Source organism: Streptomyces sp. NPDC006335 (assembly GCF_040612795.1).
In the GTDB taxonomy this organism is placed as follows: domain Bacteria; phylum Actinomycetota; class Actinomycetes; order Streptomycetales; family Streptomycetaceae; genus Streptomyces.
Genome location: NZ_JBEXQX010000007.1, coordinates 104,121 through 121,801 on the forward strand (window position 1 = coordinate 104,121; position 17,681 = coordinate 121,801).

Consider the following 17,681-nt stretch of genomic DNA (forward strand, 5'->3'; position numbering starts at 1 on the left):
AGATCGGCGCTACCGTGAGCGCCATGGAGACCACGACGGCACTTCCGCAGATCATCTCCGTCGACGACCACACGGTGGAGCCCTCCGACGTCTGGCAGAACCGGCTCCCGAAGAAGCACCTCGACACGGGCCCCCGGGTGGTCCGCGCCCCGCTCAAGGAGATCAGCTTCCTCGGCGGACGGTTCAAGCCCGTGATGGGCGCCCCGGGCGACGACGGCCCGCTCGGCGACTGGTGGTTGTACGAGGGACTCCAGCGCCCCCTCACCCGCCTCGACACCGCGGTCGGCTACAGCAGGGACGAGATCAAGCTGGAGGTCATCACCTACGAGCAGATGCGCCCGGGGTCGTACGACGTTCCCGCCCGCCTCGCCGACATGGACGTCAACCACGTCCAGTCCGCGCTCTGCTTCCCGACCTTCCCGCGCTTCTGCGGCCAGACCTTCACCGAGGCCAAGGACCACGAACTGGGCCTGCTGTGCGTGCGGGCGTACAACGACTGGATGGTGGAGGAGTGGTGCGGCCCCCAGGCGCGGGGCCGGCTCATCCCCCTCACCCTGATCCCGCTCTGGGACGCCGAGTTGGCCGCCGCCGAGGTCCGCCGCAACGCGGCCCGGGGTGTGCGCGCGGTCGCCTTCTCCGAGATACCCCCGCACCTGGGCCTGCCCTCCGTCCACTCCGACGACTGGGACCCCTTCCTCGCCGCCTGCGACGAGACCGGCACGGTCGTCGCGATGCACATCGGCTCCAGCAGCCGTATGCCCTCCACCTCCGCCGACGCCCCGCCCGCCGTCGGCTCCACGATCACCTTCGCCAACTGCTGCTTCTCGATGGTCGACTGGCTGATGAGCGGCAAGTTCGAGCGCTTCCCGAACCTCAGGGTCATGTACGCCGAGGGCCAGATCGGCTGGATCCCCTACATCCTGGAGCGCGCCGACGTGGTCTGGGAGGAGAACCGCGGCTGGGGCGGCGTCGCCGACAAGGTCCACCGCCCGCCGTCCGAACTCTTCACCGAGCACGTCTACGGCTGCTTCTTCGACGACGCCTTCGGCCTGAAGAACCTCGACTCCATCGGCGTCGGCAACGTCCTCTACGAGACCGACTACCCCCACTCCGACTCCACCTGGCCGAAGTCGAAGGAGGTCGGCGAGGCCCAGATGGGACACCTGGACGCCGACGTGGTGGAACGGATCGTCCGCGGCAACGCCATCGACCTGCTCGGGCTCACCCCCGAGGGGCTGTGGAGCGGGGCATGAAGTACGGCATCCAGCTCCCCGTCCAGTCCCAGAGCACGATCTACGCCGAGCCCTGGGAGGCCGGCGCGGGGCCGGAGGATCTCGCCGGGATCGCCCGGGCCGCCGACCGCGCCGGGTTCGCGTACATCGCCGCCTGCGACCACGTGGCGATCCCGCGCCGCCTCGCGCCCGCGATGAGCACGGTCTGGTACGACCCGGTCGCCACCCTCGCCTTCCTGGCGGGCGTGACCGAACGGGCGAGGCTGCTCAGCCACGTGGCCGTCGTGGGGCTGCGGCACCCGCTCCTGACCGCCAAGCAGTACGCCACCCTCGACCACCTCAGCGGCGGACGGCTGATCCTCGGGGTCGGCGCGGGGCACGTCCAGGAGGAGTTCGAGGCGCTCGGGGTCGACTTCGCCGGGCGCGGGGCCGTCCTCGACGAGTCGATCGACGCCCTGCGCGCCGCCCTCGGCCCCGACGAGTTCCCCGAACACCACGGCAAGCTCTACGACTTCGCGGACCTCGGCCAGCGTCCCCGGCCGGCCCAGCCCCACGTCCCGGTGTGGGTCGGGGGTTCCTCCCCGGCCGCCGTGCGCCGGGCCGCGCTCAAGGGCGACGGCTGGCTGCCCCAGGGCGACCCACGGGACCGGCTGCCCGCGCAGATCGAGCGGATACGGCGGCTGCGGGCGGAGGCGGGCGTGGAAGGGCCGTTCACCGTCGGGGCCATCGCCGAGCCGCTGTACATCGGCACGCCCGCTTGGGACGTCGGCCGCCGGACGCTCAGCGGAACGCCCGACGAACTCGCCGGGTCCCTGCGCGCCTACCGCGCGATGGGCGTGGACCAGATCCAGGTGCGGTTCCGCAGCCGTGACCGCGCCGAACTCGTCGACCAGATCTCGGCGTTCGGCGCCGACATCGCCCCCCACCTCTGAGGAGTCACCGCATGGGCAAGCTGGACGGACGTGTCGTGCTCGTCACCGGCGCGGCACGCGGACAGGGGGAGCAGGAGGCCCGACTGTTCCGGGAGGAGGGCGCCGAGGTCGTCGTAGGGGATGTGCTGGACGAGCAGGGGCAGGCGCTCGCCGAGGAGATCGGGGCCCTGTACCTGCACCTCGACGTGAGTCAGGAGGCCGACTGGCGGCGGGCGACCGAGGCCGCCGTCGAGGAGTACGGGCGGATCGACGGGCTCGTCAACAACGCCGGCATTCTGCGCTTCAACTCCCTCCTCGACACGCCTCTCGACGAGTTCATGCGGATCGTGAACGTCAACCAGGTCGGCTGCTTCCTCGGCATCAGGACCGTCGGGCCGGTCCTGTCCGACGGGGGCACGATCGTCAACACGGCCTCCTACACCGGGGTGACCGGGATGGCGGGCGTGGGCGCCTACGCGGCCTCCAAGCACGCGGTCCTCGGGCTCACCCGGGTCGCCGCGCTGGAGCTGGCGCCGCGCGGGATCAGGGTCAACGCCATGTGCCCCGGGGCCGTCGACACAGCGATGTCCAACCCGGCCGTCCTGGACCCGTCCGCCGACGGGGAGGAGGCGTCCCGGGGGCTCGACCGGTTCTACCGCAAGATCGTGCCGCTCGGCCGGATCGGGCGGCCGGAGGAGGTGGCGCGGCTCGCGCTGTTCCTGACCTCCGCCGACTCCTCGTACATCACCGGGCAGCCGTTCGTGATCGACGGCGGCTGGCTGGCGGGAGTCAGCGTTATCTGACTGACCGTCAGCTATTGACCCTCCATGCCGGTGGTGCCACAGTCACATCGAAACTGACGAGCCGTCAGAAACATTCGGACCGGGGATGGTGACCCGCCTTGGAATTCGGGCTCTTTGTACAGGGATACGTGGGCAAGCGCGCCGAGACCGACCCGCTGGCCGAGCACAAGGCGCTGATGGAGGAGACCGAGTACGTCATCCAGGCGGACCGTTCCGGCTTCAAGTACGCCTGGGCGTCCGAGCACCACTTCCTGGAGGAGTACTCGCACCTCTCCGCCAACGACGTGTTCCTGGGATATCTGGCGCACGCCACCGAGCGGATCCACCTCGGTTCGGGGATCTTCAACCCGCTCGCCCAGGTCAATCACCCCGTGAAGGTCGCCGAGAAGGTGGCCATGCTCGACCATCTCACCGAGAACCGCTTCGAGTTCGGCAGCGGACGCGGGGCCGGGTCGCACGAGATCCTCGGGTTCATCCCCGGGGTGACCGACATGAACCACACCAAGGAGATCTGGGAAGAGACCATCGCCGAGTTCCCCAAGATGTGGCTCCAGGACGAGTACGTCGGCTTCCAGGGCAAGCACTGGCAGCTCCCGCCGCGCAAGATCCTGCCGAAGCCGTACGGAAAGTCGCACCCCGCGATGTGGTACGCGGCCGGGTCGCCGCCGTCGTACGCCATGGCGGCGAAGAAGGGGCTCGGGGTGCTCGGCTTCAGCGTGCAGAAGGTCTCCGACATGGAGTGGGTGCTGGAGCAGTACAAGACGGCGGTCGTGAACGCCGAGCCGATCGGGGACTTCGTCAACGACAACGTGATGGTGACGACGACCGCGATCTGCGCGCCGACACACGCCGAGGCGATCGAGATCGCGGTGAACGGCGGCCTGCACTACCTGCCCTCGCTGGTCTTCCGGTACCACGACACGTTCCCGCGGCCCGAGGGGTTCCCCGTCTGGCCCGAGACCCTGCCCGAGTACACCGCGGAGTTCGTCGAGGTGCTCATCGAGGAGGAGCTGCTGATCTGCGGCGACCCGGACGAGGTGGCCCGGCAGTGCAAGCGCTGGGAGCAGGCCGGCGCGGACCAGCTCAGCTTCGGGCTCCCGGTGGGCGTGCCGAAGGAGGAGACGTTGCAGACGATCCGGCTGATCGGGGAGCACGTGATTCCGAAGATCGACACGGATCCGGTGCATCGGACCACGCGGTTCCGTCAGGGGGCCTGAGCGTTCGTTGGCGGGTGCGGGTGGGTTGTGGCTGGTCGCGCCCACGCGGCGGAGCCGCAAATCGATACAGCCCCGCGCCCCTGAGTAGGTCAACCGGGCCTGCATGAGGAGGCAGCGTTCATGCTCGATCACGTCATCAAAGGGGCGACCGTTGTCGACGGGACCGGCACCCCCGCCCACACCGCCGACGTGGGCATACGCGACGGCCGTATCGCCGTCATGGGAAACGTCACCGAAGAGGCCCGCACCCGCGAGGACGCCACCGGGCTCGTCCTCGCGCCCGGGTTCGTCGATCCGCACACGCACTACGACGCCCAGCTGTTCTGGGACCCGTACGCGACCCCTTCGCTCAATCACGGGGTCACCACGGTCGCCGCCGGGAACTGCGGGTTCACCCTCGCGCCGCTCAACCCCGCCCGCCCCGAGGACGCCGACTACACCCGCCGGATGATGTCCAAGGTCGAGGGGATGTCCCTGGTCGCCCTGGAGGAAGGGGCGCCCTGGAGCTGGAGCTCCTTCGGGGAGTACCTGGACGCCCTGGAGGGGCGGATCGCCGTCAACGCCGGGTTCATGGTGGGGCACTGCGCGCTGCGCCGGTACGTCATGGGCCCGGACGCCGTCGGCGGGCAGCCGTCCGAGGAGCAACTCGACCAGATGCTGCGGCTGTTCCACGAGGCCATGGACGCCGGCGCCTGGGGCTTCTCCACCACCCAGTCCTCCACGCACTCCGACGGGGACGGCAAACCCGTCGCCTCCCGCCACGCGCTGCCCGCCGAGCTCCTCGCGCTGTCCCGGGCGGTCGGGGAGCACGAGGGGACCCAGATCGAGGCGATCGTCGCCGGGTGTCTCGACCAGTTCAGCGACGCCGAGATCGACCTGTTCGTGGAGATGAGCGCGGCGGCCGGCCGGCCGCTCAACTGGAACGTGCTGACCATCGACTCGGCCGTGCCCGAGCGGGTGCCGAGGCAGCTGTTCGCGAGCGAGCAGGCCCGGAAGGCGGGCGGCCGGGTCGTCGCCCTGACCATGCCGATCCTGACCCCGATGAACATGTCCCTGGGCACGTTCTGCGCGCTGAACCTGATCCCCGGCTGGGGCCCGGTGCTCGCCCTGCCCGTCCCCGAGCGCATCGAGAAACTGCGCGACCCGGACGTCCAGAGGGAACTGCTCCGGCAGTCCCAGTCCCAGGAGGCCGGGGTCTTCCGGCGGCTGACCAACTTCGGGCGGTACGTCATCGGCGACACCTACAGCGACGCGAACCGCGGGCTCAGCGGGCGTGTCGTGGAGGACATCGCGGCCGAGCGCGGGCAGGAACCGTTCGCCGCGCTGGTCGAGATCTGCGCGGCCGACTCGTTGCGTACGGTCCTGTGGCCCATGCCCACCGACAACGACCCGGCGTCCTGGGCGATGCGCGCCGAGGCCTGGCAGCACGAGGACGTCCTGCTCGGCGGGTCCGACGCGGGCGCGCACCTGGACCGGATGTGCGGGGCGCCGTACACCACCCGCTTCCTCGGGGACTGTCTGCGCGGGCGGAAGCTGACCTCGTTGGAGCAGGCCGTGAAGATGCTCACCGACGACCCGGCCCGGTTGTTCGGGCTGCGGGAGCGCGGACGGATCGAGGAGGGCTTCCATGCGGACCTCGTGCTCTTCGACCCGGAGCGGATCGCCGCGGGCACGGCCACCCTGGTGCACGACCTGCCGGGTGACAGTCCGCGGCTGGACTCCAAGGCGATCGGCGTACGGGCCGTGTGGGTCAACGGCGTCGAGGCGATCCGCGACGACGTGGTGAGCGGTGCGGTACCGGGCCGGGTGCTGCGGTCGGGGCGCGACACCCGGACGGTGAGCACCAGGTGAGTCCCGCGGAAGGATTTTCCGAGCAGCGGCTGTTCGTCGGCGGCGAGTGGGTGGCCCCCGACGCCGGGCACTACGCGGTGGTCGACCCGGCCACCGAGGAGACCGTCGGGTGGGCTCCGGAGGCCTCGCGGGATCAGGTGCACGCGGCTTGCGCCGCGGCCCGCGAGGCCTTCGGGCCGTGGTCGCGCACGGCACCGGAGGAGCGGGCCGCCCTGCTGGCCCGGGCCTCCGACATCATCCGCTCCCGCCTGGTGCCGTACGCCGAACTCGCCCAGGCCGAGACCGGCGCGACCACGGGTGTGGCCCGGGGTATGCAGGTCGGTGTGGCCGCCGCCCGCTTCCGGCGGTACGCCCGGGTGGAGCCCGCCGAGTGGGCGATCCCGCCGCAGGTCAACGAGGCCGGCCCGATGGGAAAGGCCGCGGTGATGGGGGCGCTGGCCGTCCGGCAGCCCGTCGGGGTCGTCACCTGCATCACGTCGTACAACAACCCGTGGGCCAACCCCGCCGGAAAGATCGCCCCAGCGCTCGCCATGGGCAACACCGTGGTGGTGAAGCCCGCCCCGCAGGACCCCCTCTCCGTCTACCGCATGGCGGAGGCGCTGGAGGCCGCCGGGGTGCCGCGCGGGGTCGTGAACGTGGTGAGCGGCCGTGCCGTGGAGGTCGGCGAGGCCGCCGTCGACTCGCCCGACATCGACATGGTCAGCTTCACCGGCTCCACGGCGGTCGGCCGGCGCATCGGCGAGGTGTGCGGGCGCTCCATGAAACGGCAGTTGATGGAGCTGGGCGGGAAGGGGGCGGCGGTCGTCTTCGAGGACGCGGACCTCGCGTCGGCCGTCGCCGGGATCGGCACCACCTTCTCCTTCTACAGCGGACAGATCTGCACGGCGCCGACACGGGTGCTGGCACAGCGCGGGATCTACGACCGGCTCGTCGAGCAACTGGCCGCGTACGCCCGCCGGTTGAAGGTGGGTGACCCGCGCGAGCCCGGGACGGTCGTCGGCCCGCTGATCTCGGCCGCGCACCGGGAGCGGGTGGAGTCGTACGTCGAACTCGGCCGCAAGGAGGGCGCGGTGGTGGTGGCGGGTGGCGAACGCCCGCCGCTGGAGCGGGGATTCCATGTCGCCCCGACCCTCCTCGCCGACTGCCGCCCCGACATGCGGGTGGTCCGTGAGGAGATCTTCGGCCCGGTCGTGACCGTGACGCCCTTCGACGACGAGGAGGAGGGCATCGCACTCGCCAACGACAGCGACTACGGCCTGATCGACTACGTCTGGTCGGCGGACGTCGCCCGCGCCTTCCGCGTGGCACGGCGGCTGCGGGCCGGGGGAGTCGGGGTCAACACGGTCGGCCGCAACATGGAGGCGCCGTTCGGGGGCTTCCGCCACAGCGGGGTCGGCCGGGACTGCGGGTCGTACGCGCTGCACGCCTACAGCGAGGTGCAGTCGATCGTCTGGCCGGGGTGAGGGAGCCGGGCAGGGAGCCCGGGGGCGCGTGTTCGGCCAACTGGCCGGTAACCCTCGGGTCGGCCCGTAGAGTCCCGGAGCGGAGGGCGACGGCCTCGACGTCGTCGCCCTGACCGACAGTCAAATCCCTCTCCGGAGAACCGACTTGAAGCTCACCAAGCGTCTCGCCCTGACCACCGCGGGCCTCGCCGCCGCGACCGCCCTGCTGGGCACGGCCACCGGTTACGCCACCCCCTCGGACCCCGCGCCGAAGCCCGTGAAGGCCCCCGCGGCTCTCAAGGTGCCCGACGGCAACAAGCTGACCGGCGTGTACCCGGCCCGGGGTGTCCAGACCTACACCTGCACCGACGGCGCCTGGAAGCTCTTGGAGCCCGCCGCCACCCTCTCCGACAGGAGAGGCCGTACCGTCGCCCTGCACTCCCGCGGCCCCGTCTGGGTCTCCACGGTGGACGGCAGCGCGGTGAACGCCACGGCGATCGCCAGCTCACCCAGGACCGGCACCATCCCCGAACTCCTCCTCCAGGCCACCGCGACCCGCGGCTCGGGCGTCTTCGGAGGCGTCTCCTACATACAGCGCCTCCACACCACCGGCGGCGTGGCCCCCACCACGGCCTGCACCGGCACGGACCAGGTGAGCGTGGCGTACACGGCGACGTACGCGTTCTACAAGCCGGCCAAGTGACCCGGGTGACTCCCTGAGGGGCGCGGCGGCGGTGCTCCGCGGGCCGCCGCGCCCTGGCTACCCCGAGAGAACACCCTGTCTCTCCAGCGCCTTGCGCAGTGCCCGCACGGCGTAGAAGGCGCGGCTCTTCACGGTGCCGGGCGGGACACCGAGGTGCTCGGCCGCCTGGGCCACGCTGCATTCCAGGTAGTACATGAGACGGATGACGGTCCGCTGCTGCTCGTTCAGTTCCCGCAGGGCCTTCAGCACCGCATGCGTGGTGAGCGTGGATTCGGTGCTGTCCCAGGACGCGTCCAGGTCCTCGACCGGCATGAGCTCCAGCGGCCGGTTCCGCCGGGCCCGATGGTGGTCGAGGACGAGGTTCCTTGCCACGGTGAACAGCCACGGCCTGACGTGGTCGTCACGGGTGCCCAGGAACCCGCTGTGCTTCCAGGCGCGGGCAGCGGTCTCCTGGAGGATGTCCTGCGCCTTGTGCCAGTCGCCGTCGAGCAGCCGCGTGGCGTACCGGACCAGCAGGGGCCCGTACCGGTCGTAGACGTCTCGCACGAAGGCGTCGCAGTCGGCGTCCGAGGCGACGTGCCGGGTGTGCGCCGTAGGCGGAGCGAGGGTGGTGGTCCCCGCTTCCATGATCCCGTTCATGGTGGTGCCCGTTCCTGTTCGAGTGTTCTGTGGCCTGCTCTCCCGCATGCGCGGTCGATCGGCTCCACACTCGTGGGGGGACCTTGACCCGACCTTGTCGTCGACTTGTCGTGAACCGCCGCCCCGTTCCGGGCGTTCACAGCACAGGACACACCTTCGGAGTTCTTCCCTACGGGTGCGCGGGACCACCGCTGCGCGGAACCGGGAGGCGATGGCTGCCGGTCACCCTCTCCGGCGCGGCGGGCGTGGGGTCCGCGTCCATGTCCAGGGCGGAGAGACGGTCGCGGACCTGCTGGGCGCTGTGCCGCATGGCTCGCTCGTCGGCGTTCTCCAGGGCCCTGACCCAGTCCGCTCGTGCGCCGTCCCGGTCGCCCTGGGCCAGCCGGGTGTCCCCGAGTCGCATCAGTGTGCCGATGGCGTTCCTGTGGTCGCCCAGTTCCTCGAAGGCCCGCGTCGCCCGCTGGTAGGTGGCCACCGATTCCGCGTGACGGCCGAGCGCACGGAGGATGTAGCCCACGATGTCCCACCCCTGGGCCAGCTGCCACGGCGCGTCCAGACGCTGGAACAGGGCGATGCCCTCCTCGCTGTACTGAAGGCCCTTCTCCAGCTGCCCCAGGTTGGCCTGGAACCAGGCGAGTTCGAGAAGGCACTCGGCCAGCCACAACTCCTCCCCGGTCTTCCGGGACAGCTCCAGTCCCCGCTCGGAGAACGTCACGGCTTCCTGGATCCGGCCGAACAGGAACAGCGCGCACGCCATGACGTAGTGGGCCCGCGCCTGTTCGCCGGTCGCGTCGAGCTGCTCGAAGATCGTGGTGGCGCGTCGCAGGTGCCGCAGGGCTTCTTCCTGGTGGCCGAGGTAACCGTGGATGCTGCCGAGATGGCGCAGGCAACGGCCCTCTTCGAGCCGGTCGCCCCGGCGCCGGGCCACTTCGAGGGCGGGGGTCAGCGCGTCGATGGCTTCGGGCCAGAACTCCTGGCGTTGGAGATGTTCCTTGAGCGACCAGGCCAGCCCGGTGGTGTGGTGGTCGAGCTCCTGGCTGACGGCGGTGTGGAGCAGGCCGGTCAGTACCCGGTGCTCGGCGGTGAACCACCGGGTCGCCTGCTCGCCGCCGGTGAACCTCTCCGGGGTGACGCCCGGGCCGGGCGCCCCGAGATCCAGTTCGGCCGTCGTGTCCTGCTTGAGGAGTTGGTTGGCCTCGTAGGCGGTGAACATGTAGTGGTCCAGGACCCGCGAGGTGGCGTCGCGGCGTTCCTGGGCGGTGTCGTGGAGCCGGCTGAGCTCACCGGCGTAGCTGCGCAGGAGGTCGTGCAGGCCGTAGCGGCCGGGCAGCGGTTGTTCCACGAGGCAGGAACCGGTCAGGGCGGCGAGCGCGCGGCGGGTCCGGGCGAGCGGGAGGCCGACCAGGCCCGCGGCTGCGGGGGCCGTGATGTGGGGGCCGGGGTGCAGGGCCAGGAAGCGGAAGAGCCGGGCGGCGTGCTCGTCCAGCGACCGGTAGGACCAGGAGAAGACGGTGCGCACGTCGGTGCTGCTGTCGAAACCGGTGAACGCGTCGAGGTCGCCCTGGGTGTGCTGAAGGTCGTCGACCAGGGCGTGAAGGGGGAAGGACGGATCGAGTTCGGCGCGGGCGGCGACCACGGCCATCGCCAGGGGGAGCCGTCCGCACAGGCGGATGATCTCGGCTGTGGCGGCGGGCTCGGCGGCCAGCCTCTCGCTTCCCAGACGTCGTTCGAGGGCCTGGTGGGCCTCGGTCTGTGAGGGCAGCGCGAGCGTGAGGGGCTTGGCGCCGTCGGCGGCGATCAGGCCGGGAAGCTGGTTGCGGCTCGTGATCAGGGTGAGGCAGCCCGCACCCGCCGGGAGCAGGGGACGTACTTGCTGCTCGTCACGGGCGTTGTCCAGGACCAGGAGGATCCGCCGGTCGGCCAGGAGGCTGCGGAAGAGCGTGCTGCGGGCCGGAGTGTCCTCCGGGATGTGCTGCGCGGGAACACCGAGTGCGGTGAGGAAGCCGTGCAGAACGGTGCCGGGGTCCACGGCGGGAGCGTGGGGGTGGAATCCGCACAGGTTCACGAACAGCTGTCCGTCGGGGAAGGACGAGGCGATGCGGTGGGCGTGGTGGACGGCGAAGGTGGTCTTGCCGACGCCGGGAGTACCGCTGATGACGACGACGGAGGCAGCCGTCGGTCCGGGCCGGCCCGGTGCACCGCCCACGGCCGACAGCCACGCACCCTCGGCGGCCCGTCCCGCGAACACCGGGAGACTGCCGGGCAGTTGAGCCGGACGGGCCAGAGGCGACGGCGCGGCCTGCTCCGCCGCGGCCGAGGCGTGACGTGCGTCTGACCGGTCGGTCGTTTCGGACCGGTCCACTGCGTCGGACCGGTCCACCGCGTCGGACCCGTCGGCTGCGTCGGACCCGTCGGCCGCGTCGGACCGGTCGCCCGTGTCGGACCCGTCGTCGGCGGCCGGAGCGGCGGGCGCGGCCCCCTCGCCCTCGTACGGCCCCCCGGACCTGGCGGGCCCGATCGGATCGTGGCCCTGCTCGGTGCCCCCGCCCGGGCCGGACGCCGCGCCGAATCCGTTCAGCTCACCGGTCGTCCGAAGGGGCGGCAGGTCGTGGTGGAGGATGCCCTGGTGCAGGGCGCGCAAGGGCGGGCCGGGTTCGAGGCCGAGTTCGTCCGCGAGGTGCCGGCGCAGTTCGGTGTAACGCTGAAGCGCCTCGGGGTGCCGGCCGGCGAGGTACAGGGCGCGCAGCAGCAGGGCCCAGCCGGTTTCCCGCAGGGGATGTGCCGTGGTCAACTCCTGTGCCGCGTCCAGGGCTTCGGTGATCCGCCCTTGCATGAGCAGCGCGGTGGTGCGGATCTCGCGTGCGGTCTGCCGCAGTTCTTCCAGGCGGGCTGTCTCATGGACGGCGAACAGGTGGTGCGCCGCGTCGGCGAACGCGGTGCCACGCCACAACTCCAGGGCGCTCTGGGCCTCTTCCACGACGCGCTCGGGCCGGCCCTGCTCCATGAACAGGCGCGCCCGGGCGAGGGACCGCTCGAAACGTACGGTGTCACGGCTCTCGGGCGGCACCCGCAGGGCGTAGCCCAGAGGCTCGGTGACCAGCAGTTCGAAGGTGCCGCGCCGACGCAGGTGCTGGGGCTCCAGGACCGCGCGCAGCTTGCTGATGTGGGCGTGCAGGGAGTTCATCGCTCCGCCCGGGGTCCGTCCGGGCTGCTGCGGCCACAGCTCCTCGCACAGCGTCTCTGGCGCGACCGCCAGGCCGTCGGCGAGCAGCAGGCGGATCAGCAGCAACCGCTGCTTGCGCCGACCCGGATCGAGGACCGCGTCAGCCCGCCGTACCACCAGCGGACCCAGCAGCCCGAAGTCGAGCCCCTGCCCCACAGCTGTCATCGCATCCACCCGGAATCCCGCTCGACGGCGCCACCACGGAAACCGGGCGCCGGCCCACCCGGACATCCGCGCGACCTTCGTCGTGACGCGCTGTCCGCCGAGACGGGGGTGGTCGGTGCGGGTGTCCGGAGGGGCGAGGACTCCGTCGTCCGCTGCCCGCATACCGGACGCGACATTAGCAGGAGCCCTTTCACGCGACGACGTCGAAGGCGGCGCCCTGGGGCTCCTCGCCACCCACCGAAGCGACGCTGTAGCCGTCGAGAGGGGTCACCCCGCGCCGGACGGCGGTCCGTCCCTCCGTGACGCGGTGTGAACCGGCGCGGGGTCCTTGCCGTTGTGTGACCGAACGGTCGTCGTCACGAGTGGGGAAAATTCATGGTCACCGTCGAAGGAACGAGCACCGCTCGGTTCGAACCGGTCCGAGCGGCGCTGGCAGCGCACCTGGAGTCCGGCGAGGAACTGGGGGCGTCGATCGCCGTCGACGTCGACGGAGTCATGGAAGTCGATCTGTGGGGTGGGCACACCGACGCGGCGCGGACCGTTCCGTGGCACCGGGACACGTTGGTCAGCCTGTGGTCGACCACCAAGACCCTCAGCGCTCTGGCGGCCCTCGTCCTCGTCGACCGGGGCGCCCTCGATCCTCACCGCCCGGTCGCGCACTACTGGCCCGAATTCGCCGCCCAGGGCAAACAGGACATCGAGGTACGGCATGTCCTGGCCCACACCTCGGGCCTCTCTGGCTGGCAGCAGCCCTTCACCATGGACGATCTGTACGACTGGCCGACCGCGAGCGCCCGGCTGGCCGCGCAGGCGCCTTGGTGGGAGCCGGGCAGTGCCTCGGGCTACCACGTGCAGACGCAGGGGCAGCTGATAGGTGAGCTCGTCCGGCGGGTCAGCGGCCGGACCCTGACCGAGTTCGTCGACACCGAGATCGCCGAGCCGTCACAGGCCGACGTGCAGATCGGTGCGCGGCAGGCCGACTGGCCGCGTATCGCCGAACTGGTGGCCCCGTCGCAGCTCTCCGGGGTACCCGCGGGCCTGGATCCCGAGGGGATCTTCACCAGGACGCTGCTCGGCAGCCCCGCCCGGGACGAGCACGTCGACACCCCGCAGTGGCGCCGTGCCGAACTCGGAGCCGTCAACGGACACGGCAACGCACGCGGTATGGCCCGTGCCCTCTCCGTGATCTCACGACACGGCCAGGTGAACGGCCACCGTCTCCTCTCCGCGGACACGGTGGACAAGGTCTTCGACGTACAGGCCGACGGCGTCGACCTGTTCCTGGGTGTTCCCGTGCGCTGGGGCCTCGGCTTCGCGCTCGCCGACGCCAGGACGATGCCGCACCTGCCCACCGGGAGGGTCTGCTTCTGGGTCGGCCGGGGCGGATCGATCGTCGTGATGGACCTCGACCGGCGCGTCACGTTCTCGTACACGATGAACCGCCTGGGCGACGGGATCCTCGGCTCCGAGCGCACCCGCAGCTACCTGAAGCAGGTCTACGAAGTCCTGGACTCCACGGACTGAGCACGGACCGCGGGGGCCCGCGCCGTTCTCGGGGTGAACCGATCCGGTCCCGCCGTCGTAGGACAGGACGCAGGACACCCCCCACCCCCGCACCGCCGGGGGCGATGGTGCTCCGGGCCCAGGTGGGCCGTGGCCGGACAGCCGCCCTTCTCGCCGCTGCGCGCCGCGCCGCCCACTCCTCTCCGAACTCGGTGCTTCGCCTCTCGAACGCACCGTCCCGCCCCGCCGGGTCCGATCTGGGCCGACGGCCAGGAAACACAAGGACGTTCACGCATGCGCACCACACTTCTCAACCGCAGATCCGCCCTGCTCGGTGTCACAGCGGCCGTAGGGCTGTCCGTGGCCGCCGTCACCCTGCCCGGTGCCAGTGCGGCACCCCTCCGCCCGGAACGACCGACGATCGTGCTGGAGCACGGGGCGTTCGCCGACTCCTCGAGCTGGGACGGTGTCGTCAAGCGGTTGCAGCGTGCGGGCTACCCCGTGGTGTCCGCCGCCAACCCGCTGCGCGGTCCCGCGACCGACGCCGCCTACCTGCGCAGCGTCGTCGACCACATCGAGGGGCCCGTGGTCCTGGTGGGCCATTCCTACGGCGGTACCGTCATCAGCCAGGCCGCCGCGGGCCTGGAGGGCAAGGTGAAGGCGCTGGTCTACATCGCCGCGTTCCTGCCCGACACCGGCGAGAGCTCGCTCGGACTGACCAACAAGTTCCCCGGCAGCACCCTCGGCCAGGCGATCGAGTCCGTCAACTACACGCTGCCCGACGGCGGTCAGGGTACGGACGTGTACATCAAGGCGGAGAAGTTCCGCGGCCAGTTCGCCGCGGACGTGCCGGCGGACAAGGCCGGGCTCATGGCGGTGGGACAGCGTCCGATCTCCGCCGCCGCGCTGGAGGAGAAGTCGACGAAGGCCGCCTGGAAGACGATCCCCTCCTGGTCCCTGGTGACCACGGAGGACCTCAACATCCCTGAGGCCGCCCAGCGTTACATGTCGGACCGGGCCGGGGCCCGCACCACCGTCATCGCCGCGTCGCACGCGGTGCCGGTCTCCCACCCCGACGCCGTCGCCCACATCGTGGAGCGCGCGGCCCGCACGGTCCGCTGAGCGACTGGCGCGGCCAGGCACTTCATCACCCACCACACCTCTCATCGAAGGGCAGTACCACCATGGCGTTCATCACCGTCGGCCAGGAGAACTCGACCAGCGTCGAGCTGTACTACGAGGACCACGGCACCGGGCAGCCGGTCGTGCTGATCCACGGCTACCCCCTCGACGGCCACTCCTGGGAGAAGCAGTCCGCCGCCCTGCTGTCGGCCGGCTATCGCGTGATCACGTACGACCGGCGCGGATTCGGCCGCTCCTCGCAGCCCACCACCGGCTACGACTACGACACCTTCGCCGCCGACCTGAACACGCTCCTCGAAACCCTCGACCTCGACGACGTCGTCCTGGTCGGCTTCTCCATGGGAACCGGCGAGGTCGGCCGCTACCTCGCCACCTACGGCTCAGCCCGAATAGCCAAGGCCGCCTTCCTCGCCTCCCTCGAACCCTTCCTCCTCAAGACCGACGACAACCCCGGCGGTGTCGACGGCGCCGTCTTCAAGGACATCGAAGAGGCCGTCACCGCCGACCGCTACGCCTACTTCACCGCGTTCTACGAGGACTTCTACAACCTCGACGAGAACCTCGGCACCCGCATCAGCGAGGAAGCCGTCCGCAACAGCTGGAACGTCGCCGCAGGAGCCTCCGCGTACGCCTCCCTGGCCTGCGTGGCGACCTGGTCCACCGATTTCCGTGCCGACCTGCCCAAGATCGACGTCCCGGCGCTGATCCTGCACGGCACCGCCGACCGGATCCTGCCCATCGAGGCCACCGGCGCCCTCTTCCACCGGGCGCTCCCGCAGGCCGACTACGTCGTCATCGACGGCGCGCCCCACGGCCTGCTGTGGACCCACGCCAGGGAGGTCACCGAGGCACTCCTGGCCTTCCTGGCCAAGTGACCGACGGCCTTCCCACCGGGAGCGGGCACACGCCCTTCCACGTCACCCGTCCAGATCCACCCGCACGGTCAACTGCCCGGCCCCTATGGCCCGTACGGCCGCGCTGTTCATCAGGGGCAGTGAGCGCAGCCGTACGGCGATGTCGTCCTCCGGCATGAGATGGGCGGTCCCGGTGTGCCACCGCCCGCGGACGCGCACCCGCACGCGCGGATCGGCCTTGATGTTGCGGACGTACTGCGACCGCTCGCCGAACTCCGAGACCAGCCAGAAGGAATCACCGACCCGCTTGCCGCCCACCGGGGTCCGGCGGGGCAGGCCCGAGGTGCGGCCGGTGGTCTCCAGGACGGTCTGCAGGGGCAGTCGGCGCATGACGGGGTTGAGAAGGCGCTGAACGGCCCTGGCGGCACGGTACTTGCGTTCGGCGTGGCGGGACATGGGCGGTGGGACTCCTGTCGCTCGTCTTCCGTAACCTGACCGGCGGCCCCGATGATCTCAGGGTGCGGCCGGGTGGACGAAGGGTGTCGGCGATGCGCGTGGTGACGTGGAACCTGTGGTGGCGCTTCGGGCCGTGGGAGGAACGCCAGAAGGCGATCCTCGCGGTGCTGCGGGAGCTGCGGCCCGATGTCGTCGGCCTCCAGGAGGTGTGGTCGGCGGGCGGCTCCGCTGGTGAGAACCTCGCGGAGTGGCTCGCCGGGGAGCTCGGGCTGCACTGGGCATGGGCCGCGTCACCCGCTTCGGAGCGCTGGCAGCGGCGGATCGGCGACCCGGGGGTGGAAGTCGGCAACGCGGTCCTGAGCCGCTGGCCGGTGATCGACCGGGCGGTCCTGCGACTGCCCGCCCCCGAGGAGCTGGACGACGGCCGCCTCGCCTTCCACACCCGGCTCGCGGGACCGTCGTACGACATCCCCTTCTTCACCACCCACCTCACCTCGGCCCCCACCGCCTCGGCGGTCCGCCGCCAACAGGTCACGGCGCTCGCGGAGTTCGTGGCCGCCCACCGCTCCGGCACCGACTTCCCCCCGGTGATCACCGGCGACTTCAACGCCTGGCCCGACTCCGACGAGGTCCGCCTCTTCGGCGGCTACAAGACGGCCCCGGCCGCCCCGGACCAACTCTTCCTGGACGCCTGGGAGTACGCGGACCCGACGGCCCCCTCCGCCACCTGGGACCCCGCCAACCCCTACGTCCGCGTCGACCCACCGGTCCGCATCGACTACATCCACGTGGGCCCGCCGGGACCTGCGGGACTGGGCCACGTCCTGAACGTCCGCCGCGCGGGCGACGGCCCGATGGACGGGGTCTGGCCCTCGGACCACGCGGCGGTGGTGGCGGACCTGGCGTCGACGCGGGCCTGACGACCGCTGGGCGCATGTCACACATCGGGTCACCCGCACGTCGTCCTGAAAAGCGGCATCACATCCACAGAACGGGGACCTTCGTGTTCGCCACGTACGTCACGGTCACCATCCTCGGCGCGGTCTTCAACGGCGCCGCGGCGGTCACCTACCTGATCGGCCATGAATACCCCAAGGCCCAGGCGGACATGAAGGGCATACCCCGCAAGTGGGTTCCGGTACTGGGCACGCTGCTGGCGGCGGGCACCCTGGGGCTGCTGGCCGGCCTCGCCGTACCGCTCCTGGGAACCCTCGCCGCCACCGGCCTCGTGCTGTACTTCATCGGCGCGATCATCGCCCACCTGCGGGTCGGCTCCCGCGACATCGTGGGCGGGATCGTGTTCCTCGCCACCGCGGTGGCCATCCTGGTCCTGGGCCTGCTCGACCACGGCCCGTGGTGACCGGACGGAGAGGTCAGAGCGACTTCAGCAGGGCAGCGAAGGCGTCGTGGCCGACGGTGACGACGGTCTCCGCGGCGTCGGAGTCGGTGAGGTGGACTGCGTCGGGGTCGGTGGATATGTGGACACAGGCTTCGCCCTCTTGGCAGTAGGACGACTTACGCCAGACGTGGGTGGTCATA

Annotated in this window: 16 protein-coding genes; 12 read left to right on the plus strand and 4 right to left on the minus strand. The window is 71.1% G+C overall.

Annotation, left to right across the window (positions count from 1 at the left end):
* Window positions 1–23: 23 nt before the first annotated feature.
* The 7 genes from ABZ098_RS21090 (at window position 24) to ABZ098_RS21120 (ending at window position 8,159) form a co-directional block, all read left to right on the plus strand.
* Window positions 24–1,253, plus strand: coding sequence for an amidohydrolase family protein (locus ABZ098_RS21090; RefSeq protein WP_356593264.1), 1,230 nt, complete (start codon window positions 24–26; stop codon window positions 1,251–1,253).
* Window positions 1,250–2,164, plus strand: coding sequence for an LLM class F420-dependent oxidoreductase (locus ABZ098_RS21095; RefSeq protein WP_356593266.1), 915 nt, complete (start codon window positions 1,250–1,252; stop codon window positions 2,162–2,164). Before ABZ098_RS21090 ends, ABZ098_RS21095 begins: the two co-directional genes overlap by 4 nt.
* 11 nt (window positions 2,165–2,175) lie before the next feature.
* Complete coding sequence (locus ABZ098_RS21100; RefSeq protein ID WP_356593268.1) at window positions 2,176–2,946, plus strand: SDR family oxidoreductase; 771 nt, start codon at window positions 2,176–2,178, stop codon at window positions 2,944–2,946.
* Window positions 2,947–3,044: 98 nt separating this feature from the next.
* On the plus strand, window positions 3,045–4,163 hold the full coding sequence (locus ABZ098_RS21105) for an LLM class flavin-dependent oxidoreductase (RefSeq protein WP_356593270.1): 1,119 nt from the start codon (window positions 3,045–3,047) through the stop codon (window positions 4,161–4,163).
* A 120-nt stretch (window positions 4,164–4,283) separates the two neighbouring features.
* Window positions 4,284–6,014 carry a D-aminoacylase gene (locus tag ABZ098_RS21110; protein ID WP_356593272.1) on the plus strand — a complete coding sequence of 577 codons (1,731 nt, stop codon included), beginning with the start codon at window positions 4,284–4,286 and terminating at the stop codon, window positions 6,012–6,014.
* Window positions 6,011–7,477, plus strand: a complete 1,467-nt coding sequence (locus ABZ098_RS21115; RefSeq protein WP_356593274.1) for an aldehyde dehydrogenase family protein — start codon at window positions 6,011–6,013, stop codon at window positions 7,475–7,477. The genes ABZ098_RS21110 and ABZ098_RS21115 overlap by 4 nt, the downstream gene beginning before the upstream one ends.
* Before the next feature lie 145 nt (window positions 7,478–7,622).
* On the plus strand, window positions 7,623–8,159 hold the full coding sequence (locus ABZ098_RS21120) for a DUF3455 domain-containing protein (RefSeq protein ID WP_356593276.1): 537 nt from the start codon (window positions 7,623–7,625) through the stop codon (window positions 8,157–8,159).
* A gap of 57 nt (window positions 8,160–8,216) precedes the next feature.
* Here ABZ098_RS21120 and ABZ098_RS21125 read toward each other — a convergent pair whose 3' ends face one another.
* Entirely contained in the window at window positions 8,217–8,798 is a 582-nt protein-coding gene (locus tag ABZ098_RS21125; RefSeq protein WP_356593278.1) for a sigma-70 family RNA polymerase sigma factor, read from the minus strand.
* Window positions 8,799–8,967: 169 nt separating this feature from the next.
* A complete protein-coding gene (locus ABZ098_RS21130; RefSeq protein ID WP_356593280.1) occupies window positions 8,968–12,348 on the minus strand; it encodes a BTAD domain-containing putative transcriptional regulator in 3,381 nt (1,126 codons plus the stop codon).
* Between the two features lie 213 nt (window positions 12,349–12,561).
* On the opposite strand from ABZ098_RS21130, the gene ABZ098_RS21135 reads away from it, so the two are divergent.
* The 3 genes from ABZ098_RS21135 (at window position 12,562) to ABZ098_RS21145 (ending at window position 15,707) form a co-directional block, all read left to right on the plus strand.
* Window positions 12,562–13,710, plus strand: a complete 1,149-nt coding sequence (locus ABZ098_RS21135; protein ID WP_356593282.1) for a serine hydrolase domain-containing protein — start codon at window positions 12,562–12,564, stop codon at window positions 13,708–13,710.
* A gap of 273 nt (window positions 13,711–13,983) precedes the next feature.
* Window positions 13,984–14,811, plus strand: coding sequence for an alpha/beta hydrolase (locus tag ABZ098_RS21140; protein WP_356593284.1), 828 nt, complete (start codon window positions 13,984–13,986; stop codon window positions 14,809–14,811).
* A gap of 62 nt (window positions 14,812–14,873) precedes the next feature.
* Window positions 14,874–15,707 carry an alpha/beta hydrolase gene (locus ABZ098_RS21145; protein ID WP_356593286.1) on the plus strand — a complete coding sequence of 278 codons (834 nt, stop codon included), beginning with the start codon at window positions 14,874–14,876 and terminating at the stop codon, window positions 15,705–15,707.
* 42 nt (window positions 15,708–15,749) lie between these two features.
* Here ABZ098_RS21145 and ABZ098_RS21150 read toward each other — a convergent pair whose 3' ends face one another.
* Window positions 15,750–16,142, minus strand: a complete 393-nt coding sequence (locus ABZ098_RS21150; RefSeq protein ID WP_356593288.1) for a nitroreductase/quinone reductase family protein — start codon at window positions 16,140–16,142, stop codon at window positions 15,750–15,752.
* A gap of 92 nt (window positions 16,143–16,234) precedes the next feature.
* On the opposite strand from ABZ098_RS21150, the gene ABZ098_RS21155 reads away from it, so the two are divergent.
* Both ABZ098_RS21155 and ABZ098_RS21160 read left to right on the plus strand, forming a co-directional pair.
* Window positions 16,235–17,062, plus strand: coding sequence for an endonuclease/exonuclease/phosphatase family protein (locus tag ABZ098_RS21155; RefSeq protein ID WP_356593290.1), 828 nt, complete (start codon window positions 16,235–16,237; stop codon window positions 17,060–17,062).
* A gap of 83 nt (window positions 17,063–17,145) precedes the next feature.
* On the plus strand, window positions 17,146–17,502 hold the full coding sequence (locus ABZ098_RS21160; protein ID WP_356593292.1) for a DoxX family protein: 357 nt from the start codon (window positions 17,146–17,148) through the stop codon (window positions 17,500–17,502).
* Between the two features lie 13 nt (window positions 17,503–17,515).
* On the opposite strand, the gene ABZ098_RS21165 is transcribed toward ABZ098_RS21160, so the two are convergent.
* A complete protein-coding gene (locus ABZ098_RS21165; protein WP_356593294.1) occupies window positions 17,516–17,680 on the minus strand; it encodes a DUF397 domain-containing protein in 165 nt (54 codons plus the stop codon).
* Between the last annotated feature and the right edge of the window lies 1 nt (window position 17,681).